The 17,208-nt window shown below is 66.6% G+C and carries 11 protein-coding genes; 10 read left to right on the forward strand and 1 reads right to left on the reverse strand.

Going from position 1 to position 17,208, the window contains the following annotated elements:
• Positions 1–134 precede the first annotated feature (134 nt).
• Both ACFOOR_RS15165 and ACFOOR_RS15170 read left to right on the forward strand, forming a co-directional pair.
• Entirely contained in the window at positions 135–2,588 is a 2,454-nt protein-coding gene (locus tag ACFOOR_RS15165; protein WP_343165288.1) for a DUF1800 domain-containing protein, read from the forward strand.
• Positions 2,589–2,599: 11 nt separating this feature from the next.
• Positions 2,600–3,973 carry a DUF1501 domain-containing protein gene (locus ACFOOR_RS15170; protein WP_343165289.1) on the forward strand — a complete coding sequence of 458 codons (1,374 nt, stop codon included), beginning with the start codon at positions 2,600–2,602 and terminating at the stop codon, positions 3,971–3,973.
• On the opposite strand, the gene ACFOOR_RS15175 is transcribed toward ACFOOR_RS15170, so the two are convergent.
• Positions 3,970–5,784 carry an ABC-F family ATP-binding cassette domain-containing protein gene (locus tag ACFOOR_RS15175; RefSeq protein ID WP_343165290.1) on the reverse strand — a complete coding sequence of 605 codons (1,815 nt, stop codon included), beginning with the start codon at positions 5,782–5,784 and terminating at the stop codon, positions 3,970–3,972. The two genes, ACFOOR_RS15170 and ACFOOR_RS15175, sit on opposite strands and share 4 nt — an antisense overlap.
• Positions 5,785–6,048: 264 nt before the next feature.
• Here ACFOOR_RS15175 and ACFOOR_RS15180 point away from each other — a divergent pair, with 264 nt between their 5' ends.
• From ACFOOR_RS15180 to ACFOOR_RS15215, 8 genes are all read left to right on the forward strand, one after another.
• Entirely contained in the window at positions 6,049–8,187 is a 2,139-nt protein-coding gene (locus tag ACFOOR_RS15180; RefSeq protein ID WP_343165304.1) for a M3 family metallopeptidase, read from the forward strand.
• 125 nt (positions 8,188–8,312) lie between these two features.
• A complete protein-coding gene (locus ACFOOR_RS15185; protein WP_343165291.1) occupies positions 8,313–9,044 on the forward strand; it encodes an ABC transporter ATP-binding protein in 732 nt (243 codons plus the stop codon).
• A complete protein-coding gene (locus ACFOOR_RS15190) occupies positions 9,041–11,425 on the forward strand; it encodes an FtsX-like permease family protein (protein ID WP_343165292.1) in 2,385 nt (794 codons plus the stop codon). Before ACFOOR_RS15185 ends, ACFOOR_RS15190 begins: the two co-directional genes overlap by 4 nt.
• Before the next feature lie 9 nt (positions 11,426–11,434).
• The gene (locus ACFOOR_RS15195; protein ID WP_343165293.1) at positions 11,435–12,625 is read left to right on the forward strand and encodes an efflux RND transporter periplasmic adaptor subunit; all 1,191 of its coding nucleotides are present in this window, start codon (positions 11,435–11,437) and stop codon (positions 12,623–12,625) included.
• 141 nt (positions 12,626–12,766) lie between these two features.
• Complete coding sequence (gene msrP / locus ACFOOR_RS15200) at positions 12,767–13,750, forward strand: protein-methionine-sulfoxide reductase catalytic subunit MsrP (RefSeq protein ID WP_343165294.1); 984 nt, start codon at positions 12,767–12,769, stop codon at positions 13,748–13,750.
• 4 nt (positions 13,751–13,754) lie between these two features.
• The gene (locus tag ACFOOR_RS15205) at positions 13,755–14,432 is read left to right on the forward strand and encodes a protein-methionine-sulfoxide reductase heme-binding subunit MsrQ (protein WP_343165295.1); all 678 of its coding nucleotides are present in this window, start codon (positions 13,755–13,757) and stop codon (positions 14,430–14,432) included.
• Between the two features lie 356 nt (positions 14,433–14,788).
• Positions 14,789–15,706: an SDR family NAD(P)-dependent oxidoreductase gene (locus tag ACFOOR_RS15210; RefSeq protein ID WP_343165296.1), complete on the forward strand. Its 918-nt coding sequence runs from the start codon at positions 14,789–14,791 to the stop codon at positions 15,704–15,706.
• 72 nt (positions 15,707–15,778) lie between these two features.
• Positions 15,779–16,981, forward strand: coding sequence for an acetyl-CoA C-acyltransferase (locus tag ACFOOR_RS15215; RefSeq protein WP_343165297.1), 1,203 nt, complete (start codon positions 15,779–15,781; stop codon positions 16,979–16,981).
• Positions 16,982–17,208 lie beyond the last annotated feature (227 nt).

The following is a 17,208-nucleotide window of genomic DNA, read 5'->3' on the forward strand; positions in this document are numbered from 1 at the left end:
TGCTCCCGGGCGATGGTGCGGAAAATTTTCCCGCGGCGCGAAGGATTGCAGCAACCAAGAGCGTTCAAGCGTCGTGAGACTGTTGCCGGAGTCCCTTAGGGTCGCTTGGGCTCTGGGCGGGGCGGAGAGACGGGATGCGCGGACAAGACTGGGGATGGAAACTCGCGGCTGCGGCCGCACTGGTGCTGACCGCGTCGGGACCGGCCTTCGCACAATTGCGCGCCTCGATCCTGCCCGATGCCAGGTCCGTGACCCTGCCTGGCGGCGGCCAGGCTGCGACCGCGACCGTCTTCGCGACCGTGATCAATGCCGGCGGTGCCGCGCTGTCGAATTGCCGCGTGACGCTCGACACGCCCGGCCTGACCCTGCGCTACGAACCGACCGATCCGGCGACCAATGCGATTGCCGGACCGGCCGATACACCGTTTGACCTGGCGGCGAGCGGCAGCCAGTCGCTGCTGCTGAGCTTTACCGGGACGGCCGCGATCACGGCCCAGCTGGCCCCGCAATTCGTCTGTGACGGGACCGCACCGGCCCCGGTGCGCGCCGGGGTGAACACGGTCGATGTGACTCTGTCGGCCTCGCCGCTGCTCGACATCATTCCCATCGCGCTCGCGCTTCCCGACCTCGACGGAATCGTCAAGGTGAGCCAGGCCGGCGGGTCCGGCGCGATGGCCGTCGCGGCGATCAATATCGGCGCGTCGCGCCCGGTCCGGATTTCGGCAAGCGCAACCAGCGGGTCGGCGGACGGGTTTTCCGGAGCGGTGCTGATCTGCGAGACCAATGCGTCGGGCCAATGCCTCGCGCCTCATGCGCCCTTCATCGACACCAGTTTCGATACCGACCAGGTGCGCACCTATACGCTGGTGCTGCGCACCCAGGCCTTTGCCGGGATCGGGCTCGATCCGGCGGCGACCCGGATCCGCATCGACTTTCACGACTTGGGAACCGGACGCCGGGCGGGCGGGACCAGCGTGGCGGTGCGGTCGCCGGAGCCGCAGGGCCTGGCGCTGAGCCATGATGCGGCAGCGCGCTTCCTGACCCAGGCAAGCTTCGGCCCGACCTGGAGCGATGTCGACAGCGTCGCCCGGGGCGGAATAGAGGCCTGGCTCGACGCCCAGCTGGCCATGCCGCCCCTGGAATCCCATTGGGATTATGTCGAGCGCGGCGGCCCGCCGGGATGCGTCAGCTGCGAAGCGCAATACATCAACGCGACGATGGAGAGTTTCTGGCGGCAGGCCGCGACGGGCGACGACCAGCTGCGCCAGCGCGCGGTGTTCGCGCTGTCGGAAATCTTCGTCGTCTCCTCGGTGAACAGCGCGATCGATTCCGATCCCTACGCCCACGCCGCCTGGCTCGACATGCTCGGCGAGCATGCCTTCGGCAATTACCGCGATCTCCTGGAAGCGGTCACGCGCCACCCGGCGATGGGCTATTATCTGTCGCATATCCGCAATGAGCGCGAGGATGCGGCGACCGGGCGGATTCCGGACGAGAATTATGCCCGCGAAGTGATGCAGCTGTTCTCGATCGGTCTGTGGGAGCTTAATCCCGACGGGTCGCGCCGCCTCGACGGCCAGGGACAGCCGATCCCGACATACGGGCAGCCGGAAATCGCCGGCATGGCGCGGGTCTTCACCGGGCTGAGCTGGGGCACGCCCGATACCAGCGATTCGACCTGGCATGGCTGGAATATCTGGCCGAACACGCCGCCGTGGAATGTGCCGATGCAGATGTTCGAGCGCTACCATTCGACGAGCGAGAAACGGATCGTCAGCGGCGTGGTGATCGCACCGAACACGCCGGGCGATGAAAGTCTCCGGATCGCGCTCGACACGCTCGCGAACCATCCCAATACCGGCCCCTTCATCAGCGAGCAGCTGATCAAGCGGCTCGTCACCTCCAATCCCAGCCGGGAATATGTCGGCCGCGTGGCCGCGGTCTGGGCGGACAACGGGGACGGGGAACGCGGCGATCTGGCGGCGGTCTTCCGCGCGATCCTGACCGATCCCGAAGCTCGCGATGCCGCGCGGATCGACGATCCGGAATGGGGCAAGCTGCGCGAGCCGATGTTGCGCTTCTCGGCCTGGATGCGGGCCTTCGCGGTGCGGCCGCCGGACGATGCCGACGGCCGGTTCCAGATCTGGAATCTGGAAGATCCGGTCCAGAGTCTCGGCCAGAATCCGTTGCGCGCGCCGAGTGTGTTCAACTGGTTCCGCCCGGACTACGCCCCGCCGGGCGCGATCCTCGATGCCGGCCTGGTCGCACCGGAATTCCAGATCACGCACGAGACCACGGTGACCGGGTATTCGAATTTCATGCGCGATACCGTGCTGGGCGACAACTGGCGATCGGGCAATGTGCTGCCGGACTATTCGCCTGAACTCGCCCTGGCCGGCACGCCGGATGCGCTGATCGCCCGGCTCGACCTGCTGCTGACGTCGGGCCAGCTGTCAGCGGCGACCCGGTCGGAGATCCGCACGGCGCTGGAGGCGATCCCCTATGACGATCCCAATGGTCCCATCCTGCGCGTCGTCACGGCGGTCCAGCTGATCCTGGCGTCGCCGGACTTCGTCGTGCAGCGCTGAGGGAGAGCACAATGAGCCAGATCGGACGCCATCTCAGCCGCCGCGCCGCCCTCAGGGGCATGGCGGCGTGCTGCGCCGGGGCGGGGACGCCCTTTGCCTTCAACCTGCTGGGGATCGGCGCGGCGGCGCAGGCCCAGGCCGTGGCCGACTACAAGGCGCTGGTGTGCATCTTCCTGTTTGGCGGCAATGACCAGTCGAACACGGTCATCCCGCGTGAGGGTGCAGCCTATTCGAGCTATGCCGCGGCCCGCCCGACACTGGCGCGTCCGTCTGGTGATCTGGTGCCGCTGACGGTTCAGGACTGGTCCGGCCCGGCGCTGGGCCTGCCGCCGGAATTGTCCGGTCTGGCCGGGCTGTTCAATACCGGCCGAATGGCGATCGTCGCCAATACCGGAACGCTGCTCTACCCCACGACCCAGGCGCAGATCCTCAATGGCAGCGTCGCCCTGCCGCGCCAGCTCTTCTCGCATTCCGACCAGCAGAATTCCTGGCAGACCGGCCTGCCCGACCGGGATTCGCGCAGCGGCTGGCTGGGCCGGATCGGCGATGTCATCGAACCGCTGGCCAATGGCGGCGCGCTGGCGCCGATCTGCATGTCGGTGGCCGGAAACAACGTGCTCCAGGCCGGCGACACGACGGTGCAATACCAGCTGACGACGAATGGTCCTGTCGCGGTCCGCAACCTCGAACGTCTCTACGGTGTCTCGGCATCGGGAACCGCCTATCGTTCGGTGCTGACGCAGCCGCGGACGAATCTGCTCGAAGCCGAATATACCGGGATTGTGAGCCGGGCCATCGCGACCGAGACCGAGGTCACGGCCGCCCTGGCCGGCATACCCGCGTTGACGACCGGCTTTCCGCAGACCCGCCTCGGGGCGCAGATGGGCATGATCGCCCGGATGATCGCCGCGCGATCGGCACTGGGCCAGAACCGTCAGGTCTTCTTCGCCGCGATCGGGGGTTGGGACTTCCACGACAATCTGCTGGCCGACCAGGCCAACCGGCTGACCGAGCTGGGTGACGCGATGGCAGCCTTCAATGCCGCCACGGAAGAGCTTGGCGTCGCCCCGGCGGTCACAACCTTCACCGCGTCGGATTTCGGCCGGGCGCTGCAGTATAATGGCCGCGGATCGGACCATGGCTGGGGCGCCCATCATTTCGTGATGGGCGGGGCGGTGCGCGGCGGGCGGGTCTTCGGACGCTGGCCTGATGTGGCGCTGGGTTCGGCCGACGACGCCGGTCAGGGCCGGCTGATCCCGACGACTTCGGTCGATGAATACGCCGCCGAACTGGCGGGCTGGTTCGGCGTGCCGCCGGGCATGCTGAGCGATGTGATCCCGCATGTCGGCCGGTTCGACCGCGCCAACATGGACTTCCTGACCTAGCCGCCTTCGAGCGCTTCGCGCATCGCTTCCAGCTCCAGCCAGCGGTCCTCGGCTTCGGCGAGGCGGGTCTGTGCTGCGGCGACGTCTTCGGTCAGCCGGGCGAAGCGGGCCGGATCCTTCGCATAGAGATTCGGATCGGCGAGTGCGGGCTCGAGCGCCGCGATCTTCACCTGCAGTTTCTCCATCTCGCCGGGCAGGGCTTCCAGCTCGTATTTTTCCTTGTTCGGCATGCGCTTCCTGGGCGCATTCGACGGGGCGGAGGCGGCCGCCTTGTCCGTCTTCTGACCGGCTTTCAAGGTGTCACGCTTCACGCTTTCGACGCCGGCGCCGCGCTGGGCCAGCATGTCGGAGTAGCCGCCGGCATATTCGCGCCAGACGCCCTGACCTTCCGACATGATGACGCTGGTCGCGACCCGGTCGAGGAAGTCGCGGTCATGGGTGACCAGCAGGACCGTGCCGGCATAGTCGGCGATCAGGCCTTCCAGCAGGTCGAGGGTTTCGAGATCGAGATCATTGGTCGGTTCGTCGAGGACGAGGAGGTTCGACGGCAGGGCGAGCGCGCGGGCGAGCATCAGCCGGGCGCGTTCGCCGCCGGACAACACCTCGACCGGCGTGCGGGCCTGTTCGGGGCGGAACAGGAAGTCCTGCATGTAGGCCATGACATGCTTGACCTGGCCGCCGACCTCGACCCGGTCGCCGCTGCCCTGGGTCAGCGCCTCGGCCAGCGTCCAGCCGGGTTTCAGCGCGGCGCGCTTCTGATCGAGGCTGGCCAGTTCGAGATTGGTGCCGAGGATGATTTCCCCGGAATCGGGTTTCAGCTCGCCGGTCAGCATGTTGAGCAAAGTGGTCTTGCCGGCGCCATTGGGGCCGACAATGCCGACGCAATGCCCGCGCGCGATCCGGGTCGAGAAGTCCGACACGATGGCGCGGCCGGCATAGGTCTTGGAGATCGATTTGGCCTCGATCACGCGTTTGCCGGAGGCATCGGCGTCGGTGACGGTGATCTTCGCCTGCCCCTGCGGTCCGCGATGGTCGCGCCGCTGGGCGCGCAATTCATGCAGGCCGGCGAGACGCCGGACATTGCGCTTGCGCCGCGCGGTGACGCCGTAGCGCAGCCAGTCTTCCTCGCGGACGATCTTGCGGTCGAGCTTCTGCAGGTCGGTCTGTTCCTGCTCGAACACCTCGTCGCGCCAGGCCTCGAAGGCGGCAAAGCCCTTTTCCAGCAGGCGGGTCTCGCCGCGGTCGATCCACAGCGTTCGGCGCGACAGGTTGGACAGGAAGCGGCGGTCGTGACTGATCAGGACCAGCGCGCCGGGCAGGCTGGCAAGCTCGCTCTCGAGCCATTCGATCGCCGGCAGGTCGAGATGGTTGGTCGGCTCGTCGAGCAGCAGGATGTCAGGCTGGGGCGCGAGCGTGCGGGCCAGGGCGGCGCGGCGCGCCTCGCCGCCGGACAGGTTCGCGGTCTTCAGGTCTCCATCAAGCGCGAGATGTTCGAGCAGGTAACCGATACGCCAGGTGTCGTCGCCGTCCTCGAGCCCGGCGGCGGCATAGTCCCAGACCGTGGGATGACCCGACAGGTCGGGTTCCTGGGGCAGGTAGCGCAGGGTCGCGCCGGGATGCACGAAGCGTTCGCCGTCATCGGCCTCGATCTGGCCGGCCGCGATCTTGAGCAGGGTCGACTTGCCCGATCCATTGCGCCCGACCAGGCACAGCCGCTCGCCCGGCTCGACGCTTAGCGAGGCGTCGGTCAGCAGCGGACGCCCCCCGAAGGTGAGGGCGATGTTCTGGAGAGTGAGAAGGGGCGGGGCCATGCGGCGCGGAGGCTTACAGTCGTGCGCCGAACTTGTCATCCGGTGTCTGCGTTCCCACGTTGAAGATTAAACTTCGGTCAGAGGCGGCCCATCCGGCTTTGACCCGTCCGTGCGCGCGGATAGTCTCCGCGCCAACCAATCCAATCGGGGAGAAGAGTAGCCCTCATGAAAAAGATTCTGACCGCAGGCGCGAGCCTTGCCGCCATTCTGGTTGCCGTCCCGGCGGCCCAGGCGGCCTACACGCTTCAGGAAAGCGAAATGCCGATGACGCAGGCCAGCCTGTCCTGGATGAGCGCCGAGGACGTCGAGGCGCAGATGGAAAACAATCCGCTGCTCGCCGAATGGACCGGCCCCTATCAGGGCGTGCCCGATTTCGAGGCCGCCTCGCTCGATGATCTCGAGGCCGCGCTGGAAGCCGGCATGGCCGCCCATCTCGCCGAGATCGAGGCGATCGCCAACAATTCCGAGCCGCCGACCTTCGAGAACACGATCGTTGCGATGGAACGGGCCGGCGATCCGATCGGCCGGGTGTTCAGCTATTACGGCATCTGGTCGTCGAACGTGTCGTCGCCGGAGTTCCGCGCGATCCAGCAGCGCATGGCGCCGCGCCTGTCGGCCTACAATTCCGCGATCACGCAAAACGCCGCCCTGTTCGCGCGCATCGCGGCGGTGCGCAATTCCGACGAAGTCGCCGATCTGCGCCCTGACCAGCAGCGTCTCGTGACGCTGGTCTATGACGGCTTCGCGCGCAATGGCGCAACGCTGGAAGGCGAGGCGGCGGAACGCTACGCCGCGATCAATGCGCGCCTGGCGGAATTGCACACCACCTTCGCCAACAATGTGCTGCACGACGAGGAAAGCTACGTCACCTACATCACCGGGGACCAGCTGTCGGGCCTGCCGCAATCCTTCGTCAACGCCGCCGCGGCGGCGGCCGCCGAGCGCGGGCGCGAGGGCGAATACGCCATCACCAATACCCGTTCGTCGATGGATCCCTTCCTGACCTTCTCCGACGAGCGCGCGCTGCGCGAAGAGGTCTGGCGGACCTATTACAATCGCGGTGACAATGGCGATGAGTGGGACAACAACGCGATCATCGCGGAAATCCTGCAGCTGCGCGACGAGCGGGTCGGCCTTCTGGGCTATGACAATTACGCCCAGTGGCGGCTCGAGGACCGCATGGCCCAGACGCCGGAACGCGCCCTGGAGCTGATGGAAGCGGTCTGGCCCGCGGCGGTCGCCCGTGTCGAGGAAGAAGTCGCCGAGATGCAGGAACTGGCGGCGTCACAGGGCGAGGACATCACCATCCAGCCCTGGGATTATCGCTATTACATGGAGCAGGTGCGCCAGGCCCGCTACGACCTCGACAGCAACGAGGTGAAGCAATACCTGCAGCTCGACAATCTGCGCGATGCGATGTTCTACGTCTCCGGCGAGCTGTTCGACTTCGCCTTCTCCGAGATCACGGACGGCAGCGTTCCGGTCTGGCACGAAGACGTGCGGGTCTGGGAAGTGACCGACCGCGAGAGCGGCGACCATATCGGTCTGTGGTATCTCGATCCGTTCGCGCGCACCGGCAAGCGTTCCGGCGCCTGGGCTGGCGGCTTCCGCGGCCACACCACGTTCGACGGTCCGGAAAACGTGCTGGCGACGAACAATTCCAACTTCGTCGAAGGCGCGCCGGGCGAGCCGGTTCTGATCTCGTTCGACGATGCGCGGACCTTCTTCCACGAAATGGGCCACGCGCTGCACTATCTGTCGTCCAACGTCGCCTATCCGACGCTGAATGGCGGGGTTCGGGACTATACCGAATTCCAGTCGCAGCTGCTGGAGCGCTGGCTGCTGACCGATCCGGTGATCGAGAATTACCTGGTGCATGCGGAAACCGGCGAGCCGATCCCGGACGCGCTGGTGGAGCGGATCCGGGCCTCGTCGACCTTCAACCAGGGCTTCGCGACGACCGAATATCTCGCCTCTGCGCTGGTCGACATGTATTTCCATACGACCGATCCGGAAGGCATCGATCCGGACGCGTTCGAGCGCGAGACGCTGGAACGCCTCGGCATGCCGGACGAGCTGCCGATGCGTCACCGCAGCCCGCACTTCGGACACATCTTCTCCGGTGAAGGCTATTCGGCCGGATACTATGGATATATGTGGGCCGACGTGCTGACCTCGGACGCGGCGGAAGCCTTCGCGGAATCCCCGGGCGGCTTCTACGACCCGGAAATGGCCGAACGCCTCGTGGAGTATCTGTTTGCTCCGCGCAATGCGATCGATCCGGCCATCGCGTACCGGGAATTCCGCGGCCGCGATGCCGATATCGCGCCGCTGATGCGCGACCGGGGCTTCCCGGTGCCGGGCGAGGACAACCAGCATGAGGACGCCGGCGACAGCGAGTAACGCTGCCTTCCTTCCTCAACGGATCAGGGGCGCCTTCGGGCGCCCCTTTTTCGTGCGCGCTGCGACCCTTGTGCGCCTATCGGGCGGCGACCGGCTTCGCTAGGCTCCTTCTTCTGGAGGGAAGGATGACCCCGGCCGACCGGCAGACGTCGACAACGCCCTGTTTCAGAACACGCGGATTGACCAAGGTCTATGGCAGTGGCGAGAACGCCGTGCATGCGCTGCGCGGGGTCGATCTCGACCTGCCGGAAGGCGAACTGGTCGTGCTGCTCGGGCCGTCGGGATCGGGCAAGTCGACACTCCTGAACATTCTCGGCGGGCTCGACGCGGCCAGTGATGGCGAGGTCTGGTTCCGGGACCAGGAATTGAGCGCGGCCAGCCAGACCGCCCTGACGCTCTACCGCAGGCGGCATGTCGGTTTCGTGTTCCAGTTCTACAATCTGATGCCGAGCCTCACGGCGCGGGAGAATGTCCAGCTCGTGACCGAGATTGCCGACCGGCCGATGACGGCGGAAGAGGCGCTCGGCATGGTCGGGCTGGAAAAGCGGCTCGATCATTTTCCGGCGCAATTGTCCGGGGGGGAACAGCAGCGCGTCGCGATCGCACGGGCCATCGCGAAACGCCCCTCCGTCCTGCTCTGCGACGAGCCGACGGGCGCGCTCGACAGCGCCACCGGAATCCGGGTGCTGCAGGCCTTGAAACAGGTCAATGAGTCGCTCGGTGCGACGACGCTGGTGATCACCCACAATGCCGGCGTGGCGGCGATGGCCCACCGCGTCATCACCTTTTCCGACGGGCGGATCGGCGAGGTGCGCACGAATGAGCGACGGGCCGACCCGTCGGAGCTCAGCTGGTGACGTGGCTGCTGCGCCTTCTCTCCCCCCTCGACCGCAAGCTGGTGCGGGATCTGTGGGCGATGAAAGGGCAGGCGCTGGCGATCGCCTGTGTCATCGCGGGCGGCGTTTCGGTTTTCCTGATTTCGGCGGGCATGCTGGATTCCCTCACCGAGACGCGGCGTGCCTATTACGAGCGCTACCGCTTTGCCGACATCTGGGCACCGGTGGTTCGCGCCCCGGACGCCCTTGCCGCCGACATCCGCCGCATCGAAGGGGTGCAGGCAGCCGAAACCCGGATCCGGGCGCCGCTGCTGTTTGACATTCCCGGCATGGCCGAGCCGGCATCGGGCGAGGTGATCTCGCTGCCGGACGGGCGCGAGCCCTCGGTCAACCAGCTCTACCTGATGGACGGCCGGCTGCCACGGCCGGGCCAGCGCGGCGAGGCGGTGGTGATCGACAGCTTCGCCGCCGCGCACGGGCTGGAAATCGGCGACACGCTGAGCGCCACGATCCGGGGTGGGCGAAGCGATCTGACGGTGGTCGGCCGGGCGCTGTCGCCGGAACATGTCTACACGATCGCGCCGGGACAGATCGTGCCCGATCCGCGGCTGTACGGCGTGATCTGGATGAGCCGGGACGCGCTGGGCGAAGCGGTCGACCAGGACGGGGCATTCAACGAGGCTGTGGTGCGGCTGATGCCGGGGCATGATGCGGCACCAGTGATCGACCGTCTCGACCGCCTGCTCGACCCTTATGGCGCGCCGGGTGCCTATGGCCGGGCCGACCAGATTTCCGATGCCTTCGTGTCGAGCGAGATCGAGCAATTGTCGACGATGGGCCGGATCCTGCCGCCGATCTTTCTCGCCGTGGCTGCCTTCCTGGTGAATGTCGTGCTGTCGCGCCTCGTGGCGACCGAGCGTGCCGAGATCGGCCTGATGAAGGCGTTCGGCTATCGCGACCGGGACGTGATGGCGCACTATCTCAAATTCGCGGGGTTGATCGGCGTGCTGGGGCTGGGCCTGGGGGGCGCGGCCGGGATCTGGCTGGGGCGGCTGATGGCCGGACTGTATACCGACTATTACCACTTCCCCTTCCTGGTCTTCACCGCAAACCCCCGTGTCTACCTGCTCGCTCTGGCGATCACCGTGCTGGCCGTCGGCGGCGGCGCCATCCTGGCCGCACGCCGGGCCGCCCTCCTGCACCCGGCCATTGCCATGCAGCCGCCGCCACCGCCAGACTATTCGCGGACGGCGGGGATGGGGCTGACCCGCTGGTCGCTGCTTGACCAGCCGTCGCGGATGATCTTGCGGCGGATGGTGCGCTGGCCGGGACGGGCAGGCTTCACGCTGGCCGGAGTGGCGATGTCGGGCGCGCTTCTCGTCGGGACGCTCTATTTCACCGATGCCATGGAAGCGATGGTGTCGAGCTATTTCGACCAGTCCAACCGGCAGGACGTGACCGTGAGCTTCGTCGAGCCGCGCCAGCGCTCGGCCTTTCACGAGGTGTCGCGCCTGCCGGGTGTTCTGGCCGCCGAACCGTTCCGCTCGGTGGCGGTCCGGCTGCGCTATGGCCCGGCCGAGGAACGTGCGGCGATGATGGGGGTGCCGCGCGGCGCGGCCCTGTCGCGGATGATCGGTGCCGACGGGCAGGGTGTGGAAACTCCGCCCGGCGGGCTGGTCGTATCGCGCGACCTGGCCGAGACGCTGGGGATCGAGGCCGGCGACCGCATCGCGGTAGAGATCACCGAGGGCCGCCGTCCCGAGCTGGAATTGCCCGTCGCTGCGGTCGTGACCACGCTGATCGGGTCCGGCGTGCAGATGGAGCTGGGTGATCTCAACGCGCTCATGGGCGAGGGCGCGGCCGTCTCCGGCGCACACCTGGTCGCTGACGCCGACGCGGTCGACCGGCTCTATACCGCCCTGAAATCGGCCCCGGGTGTCGCGGGCGTGTCGCTGCAGAGCGTCGCGGAGCGCAATTTCCGCGCGCTGATGGACGAAAGCATGGGCGTCGCGATCTGGCTCTATACCGGCTTTGCCGGCCTGATCGCGATCGGCGTGATCTACAACAGCGTGCGCATCTCCCTGTCCGAAAGCGCGCATGAATTCGCGACCCTGCGCGTGCTCGGCTTCACCCGCGCTGAGGTGTCCTACATTCTGCTTGGCGAGATCGGGTTTCTGACACTGATCGCCCTGCCGGCCGGCGGTCTGCTCGGCACCGGACTGGCCTGGTATTTCGCCGAAGCCATGAGTTCGGATCTGTTCCGGCTGCCCTTCGTCATCCATCCGGCGACCTATGGCTTCGCGGCTGCCGTCATCCTCGTCACCACCGCCCTGTCAGGACTGATCGTGCGCGCACGCCTCGATCATTTCGACCTGGTAGCGGTGCTCAAAGCACGCGAGTAGGAATCCGACATGCGTCTTCGTTTCCGAAATCTGTTCTGGGCCGGAGCCGGACTGGTCATCCTGGCGCTCATGGTCTTCGCCTTCTGGCCCCGTCCGGTCCTCGTCGACCTGGCGGACGTGGCGCGCGGCCCGATGAGCGTGGCCGTACGCGACGAGGGGCGCACGCGGGTCCGCGACGTCTATGTCGTGTCGGCACCGGTGGCCGGACGGCTGCTGCGGGTCGAGCGCGAGTCGGGCGATGCAGTCGAAGCCGGCGAGACAGTGGCGCGCCTGTTGCCGAGCGAGCCGGCGCTGCTCGATGCGCGCAGCGAGTCCGAGGCCCGCGCCGCCGTCCGGTTGGCCGAGGCCGCGCAATCCTTTGCCCGCGCCGAGGCGGCGAGTGCCCTGGCGGCACTGAATTTTGCGCAGGCCGAGTTCCAGAGGATCGAGTCGCTGCATACCGGCGGGGTGGCCTCCCAGGGCGCGCTCGACCGGGTCCGGCTCGACCTGCGGCGCGCACAGGCCGCCTACAACACCGCCCAGGCCGGGGTGCGGATGCGCGACGCCGAGCTGGAAGCGGCCCAGGCCCGCCTGCAGCCGGACCATGTCGATGGCGAGAGCGAGGTCATGGAAATCGCAGCGCCGGTCGGTGGGCTGGTGCTGCAGGTCCTGCAGGAAAGCGAAAGCCCGGTTGCCGCGGGTGCGCCGCTCCTGGAAATCGGCAATCCAGCCGATCTGGAGATCGTGGTTGAACTCCTGTCGACGGACGCGGTCCAGGTCCGTGACGGTGCCGCCGCCACGATCAGCGACTGGGGCGATGGTGCGCTGCCCTTGCGTGGCCGTGTCAGGCGGGTCGAACCCTATGGTTTTCTCAAGATATCGGCGCTGGGTGTCGAGGAGCAGCGCGTCAACGTGATCGTCGACCTCGTCGATCCGCCGGAAGACTGGCAGCGTCTCGGTCATGGTTTCAGGGTCGAGGCGGCCATCGAGACCTGGTCGGAAGAAGACGTGCTGCAGGTGCCGGTTCCGGCGCTGTTCCGCCATGAAGGCGGGTGGGCGCTGTTCATCGTCGAGGCCGGACGGGCCCGGCTGACCCCGGTCGAGATTGGCCATGACAATGGCGAAGTCGCCGAAATTCTCTCCGGCCTTTCCGGCGAGGAGACAGTGGTCCTGTATCCCGGTGAAGCGGTGAGTGACGGTATCAGCGTCACAGCGCGATGACGTCGCTCACGCGCCCACACGAAGACTTGAGGCGCGGTCACGCCCGCGTGGGCGGGGCGGACGAATGGCCTAGATCCGTGTAGGATCGCTCCATTGATCGCCCGCCGAATCCGGCGATCGCCGTCCAGCCGAGGCCGCTCCATGCTGATCAAGTCGCGCAAATCCTGGCACCTGACCGAGAACGACGTCACTCCGGAACATCTCTATCTCAACCGCCGCGCCATCATGGCCGCGGGCGGGGCCGCCGCCGTCAGCCTGACCGCAGGCGCGTGTTCGGCCGAGGAGGCGCAGACCGGCGCGGCGCGCAGCGGAATGCCGGCGGACGGAAACTTGACGGCGCGGGAGACGGGATACCTTCCGCCGGACGGCGATCTGACGGCGCTCGACGCGGTGACCGGCTACAACAATTTCTACGAATTCGGCACGTCGAAGACCGATCCGGCGCGGTATGCCGACCGGATGACGACCGATCCGTGGTCGATCGAGGTGACCGGCCATGCCGAGCGCACCGGCAGGTTCGGGATCGAGGATCTGATCGACTTCAACGCGCTGGAGGCGCGGATCTACCGGCTGCGCTGCGTCGAGGCGTGGTCGATGGTGATCCCGTGGATCGGCGTGCCGCTGGGGCCGATCCTGGAAAGCTTCCGGCCGACCTCGGATGCGCGGTACGTCGCGTTCGAGACCTATTTCGACCGCGAGGAAATGCGGATCGGCCCCTTCCCGGTGCTCGACTGGCCCTATGTCGAGGGCCTGCGCATGGACGAGGCGATGAATCCGCTGACCCTGCTCGCGGTCGGGCTCTATGACCGGGTGCTGCCGAACCAGAATGGCGCCCCGATCCGCCTCGTCGTGCCGTGGAAGTACGGCTTCAAGTCGATCAAGTCGATCGTGCGGATTTCCTTCGTGTCAGAGCAGCCGCCAACGAGCTGGAACCGGTCGGCGCCGAACGAGTACGGCTTCTATTCCAACGTCAATCCGAACGTCGACCACCCGCGCTGGAGCCAGGCGAGCGAGCGGGTGATCGGGGCCGGTCCGTTCGCGCGGCGCGATACCGACATGTTCAACGGCTATGCCGACGAAGTGGCGTCGATGTATGCCGGGATGGACCTGGCGGAGAATTACTGACCGCATGGCTGCCGCGCAACGTTCGCCCGTCCTGCGGAGCTTTGCCAAACACTGTCTGAAGCCGCTCTCCCTGATCGCGCTTCTGGTGCCGGGGTTGTGGCTGATCTGGCTGTGGGTGCAGGTCTTCACCTTCAACCCGACGGCGCTGGGCTTCGACCCGGTGGCGCGGACACACCACTTCCTCGGTGACACGGCGCTGCGCGTGCTGATCGTGTCGCTGATGGTGACACCCTTCCGTGACCTGACGAAATGGGCGCCGATCATCCAGATCCGCCGCAGGATCGGGCTTGCGGCCTTCTTCTACGCGTTGCTCCACGTGACGGCCTATCTCGCCTTCGACCTGCGCGGCTCGCTGCCCGGCTTGTGGGAAGACGTGGTGGAGCGGATCTACATCACGCTGGGGATGGCCGCCTTCGTGTTGCTGATCCCGCTCGCCATCACCTCGAACAACGCGATGATCAAGCGAATGGGTGCGCTGGCCTGGCGGCGGCTGCATACGCTCGTCTATCCGATCGCGGTGCTGGCGGTGTTCCACTACGGCTTCATGGTGAAGGGCGTGCAGATGGGGCCGTGGATCCATGGCGCTGTGATCGCGCTGCTGCTCGGCTACCGGGCCTGGCGGGGCGTGTCCAATCCCGGCTCTTCCTTCCGGACGCGATTGAGGCAGGTGCGAGGGGCCTAGCCGTTTTCAATCGCCTCCCGGAACACCGCATTCGAAAGTCCAGAAGAGATCACCCCACCCCAACCCTCCCCTCAAGGGGAGGGAGTCGCGCAGGCATTTTCTCCCTCCCCCCACGGGGGAGGGCCGGGGTGGGGGCACTCATTATCGCTTTCTCCCCCCGCCTGCGGGGGGAGTGCCCCGGACTTGTCCGGGGCGAGGGGGATTTCCCCCCTCCAACACTTCGTGGTCCCCCTCCCCCGCAAGCGGGGGAGGAAAACGGCGTCTCCCGATTGCTGGAACCGCTTTTGCCCACTGGCCTCTCCGGCATGAGCCGCTAGGTTTCGCCGCAGCGGAACTTGCGAGGGGAGAAGACAGTCATGATCCGGTTCGACGGACGCACCGCCATCGTCACGGGTGCGGGCAATGGTCTGGGGCGCAGTCATGCGCTGATGCTGGCCGCACGCGGCTGCAATGTCGTGGTCAATGATCTCGGCGGCAGCGTATCGGGCGAGGGGGCTTCGGTCTCCGCCGCTCAGGCAGTCGTCGACGAGATCACGGCGAAGGGCGGCAAGGCGATGGCGCACGGCGCGAATGTCACCAAGGCCGACGAAGTCGCCGACATGGTCGAGACTGCGATCGCGACATTCGGCGCGGTCGACATCCTGGTGAACAATGCCGGCATTTTGCGCGACAAGTCGTTCTCGAAGATGACGGAGGAGGATTTCCGCCTCGTCCTCGACGTGCACCTGATGGGCTCGATGATCTGCACCAAGGCGGTGTGGGATCACATGAAGGAGCGCAATTACGGGCGCATCGCGATGACGTCCTCGTCATCGGGCCTGTACGGCAATTTCGGCCAGTCGAATTATGGCGCGGCGAAGATGGGCCTGGTCGGGCTGATGAATGTGCTGCAGATCGAGGGCGCGAAATACGACATCCGGGTCAACACGCTGGCACCGACCGCGCATACCCGCATGACGGAAGGCCTGATCCCGGAAGCCGCGCTCGAACTGATGACGCCGGAGAGCGTCTCGGCCGGCCTCGTCTATCTCGTCAGCGAGGACGCGCCGAAGCGGACCATCCTGGCGGCGGGCGCGGGCGGCTATGCCGCGGCGAAAATCTACGAAACGCCCGGCATCTATCTGAAGCCGGAGGATCAGACGCCGGACAAGGTGGCGGAGCATTTCGAACGGATCACCGCGCCCGAGGGCCAGCAGGAACTGACCGACGGGTCAGGCCAGACCCTGAAATTCCTCGCCTATGCGGCGGATCATTTCGGCGTGAAGCTCGGCTGATCAAATCCGTGGCTTGATCTTCCCGCCGCCGGGCGGTGAAGTGCCATACCTGATATTCAAAAGGAGCCCGCCATGCGCGAAGCCGTCATCGTCTCCACCGCCCGCACGCCGATCGGCCGCGCCTATCGCGGCGCGTTCAACAACACCCAGGCGCAGGAACTGGGCGGCCACGCCATCAAGCACGCCGTCGAGCGCTCGGGCGTCGATCCGAAGGAGATTGACGATGTCATCATGGGCGCGGCGATGCAGCAGGGCTCGACCTTCCAGAACACGGCGCGGCAATGCCTGGTGCGTGGCGGGCTGCCGGTGACGGTGGCGGGCATGACGGTCGACCGCCAGTGCGCCTCGGGCATGATGGCGATCTCGGTCGCGGCCAAGCAGATCATCTCCGACGGCATGACGGTGACCGTGGGCGGGGGCCTCGAATCCATCTCGCTGGTCCAAAACGAGCACATGAACATCCACCGGGCCTTCGACCCGTGGCTCAACGAACACGTCCCGGCGATCTACATGTCGATGCTGGAAACCGCCGAGGTTGTCGGCGAACGCTATGGCATTTCCCGCGAGGCGCAGGACGAATACGCGCTGCAGAGCCAGCAGCGGACGGCGGCGGCGCAGGCGGCGGGCAAGTTCGATGACGAGATCGTGCCGCTTGCCTCGAAAATGGGCGTGATGAACAAGGAGACGAAGGAAATCTCCCTCGTCGACACGCTGCTCGACAAGGACGAGGGCAACCGGCCGGAAACGACTCTCGAAGGCCTCAACAGCCTGAAGCCTGTGTTCGGCGGCGGTCAGAAGATCAAGGCGGGTCAGTTCATCACGGCGGGCAATGCCAGCCAGCTGTCGGACGGGGCCTCGGCCAGCGTGCTGATGGAAGCCAGGGAAGCCGAGAAGCGCGGTCTGAAGCCGCTTGGCGCCTATCGCGGCATTGCGGTGGCCGGTACCGAGCCGGACGAGATGGGCATCGGGCCTGTGTTTGCGGTGCCGAAGCTGCTCAAGGCCAACGGCCTGAAGATGGACGATATCGGCCTGTGGGAGCTCAATGAGGCCTTCGCGGTGCAGGTCCTCTATTGCCGCGACAAGCTGGGCATCCCGAACGAGAACCTCAACGTGAATGGCGGCGCGATCTCGGTCGGCCACCCCTATGGCATGTCGGGCGCGCGCATGGTCGGCCACGCCCTGATCGAGGGCAAGCGCCGCGGCGCGAAATACGTCGTGTGCACGATGTGCATCGGCGGAGGCATGGGCGCGGCGGGCCTGTTCGAGGTTTACTGACCAATTTCTGCTCCGACGTTCCCCGGCCTCGCTTTGCGAGGGCCGGGGTCCAGTCTGGATCCCGAATCGGCTCCGCCGTCCGGGAGACGTCAATCAAGATGATTCTGGGGTCCCCATGAAAATGGGGACCTGAAGCTTGCACCCCGTTTCGGGTTCCCGCATTCGCGGGAAACCCAGATTGAAGCAAGGAAATCTCACCCCACCCCGCTCCCGCCTTGCTTTCGCAA

Origin of the sequence: Hyphobacterium vulgare (assembly GCF_042643335.1) — a bacterium.
GTDB lineage: Bacteria > Pseudomonadota > Alphaproteobacteria > Caulobacterales > Maricaulaceae > Hyphobacterium > Hyphobacterium vulgare.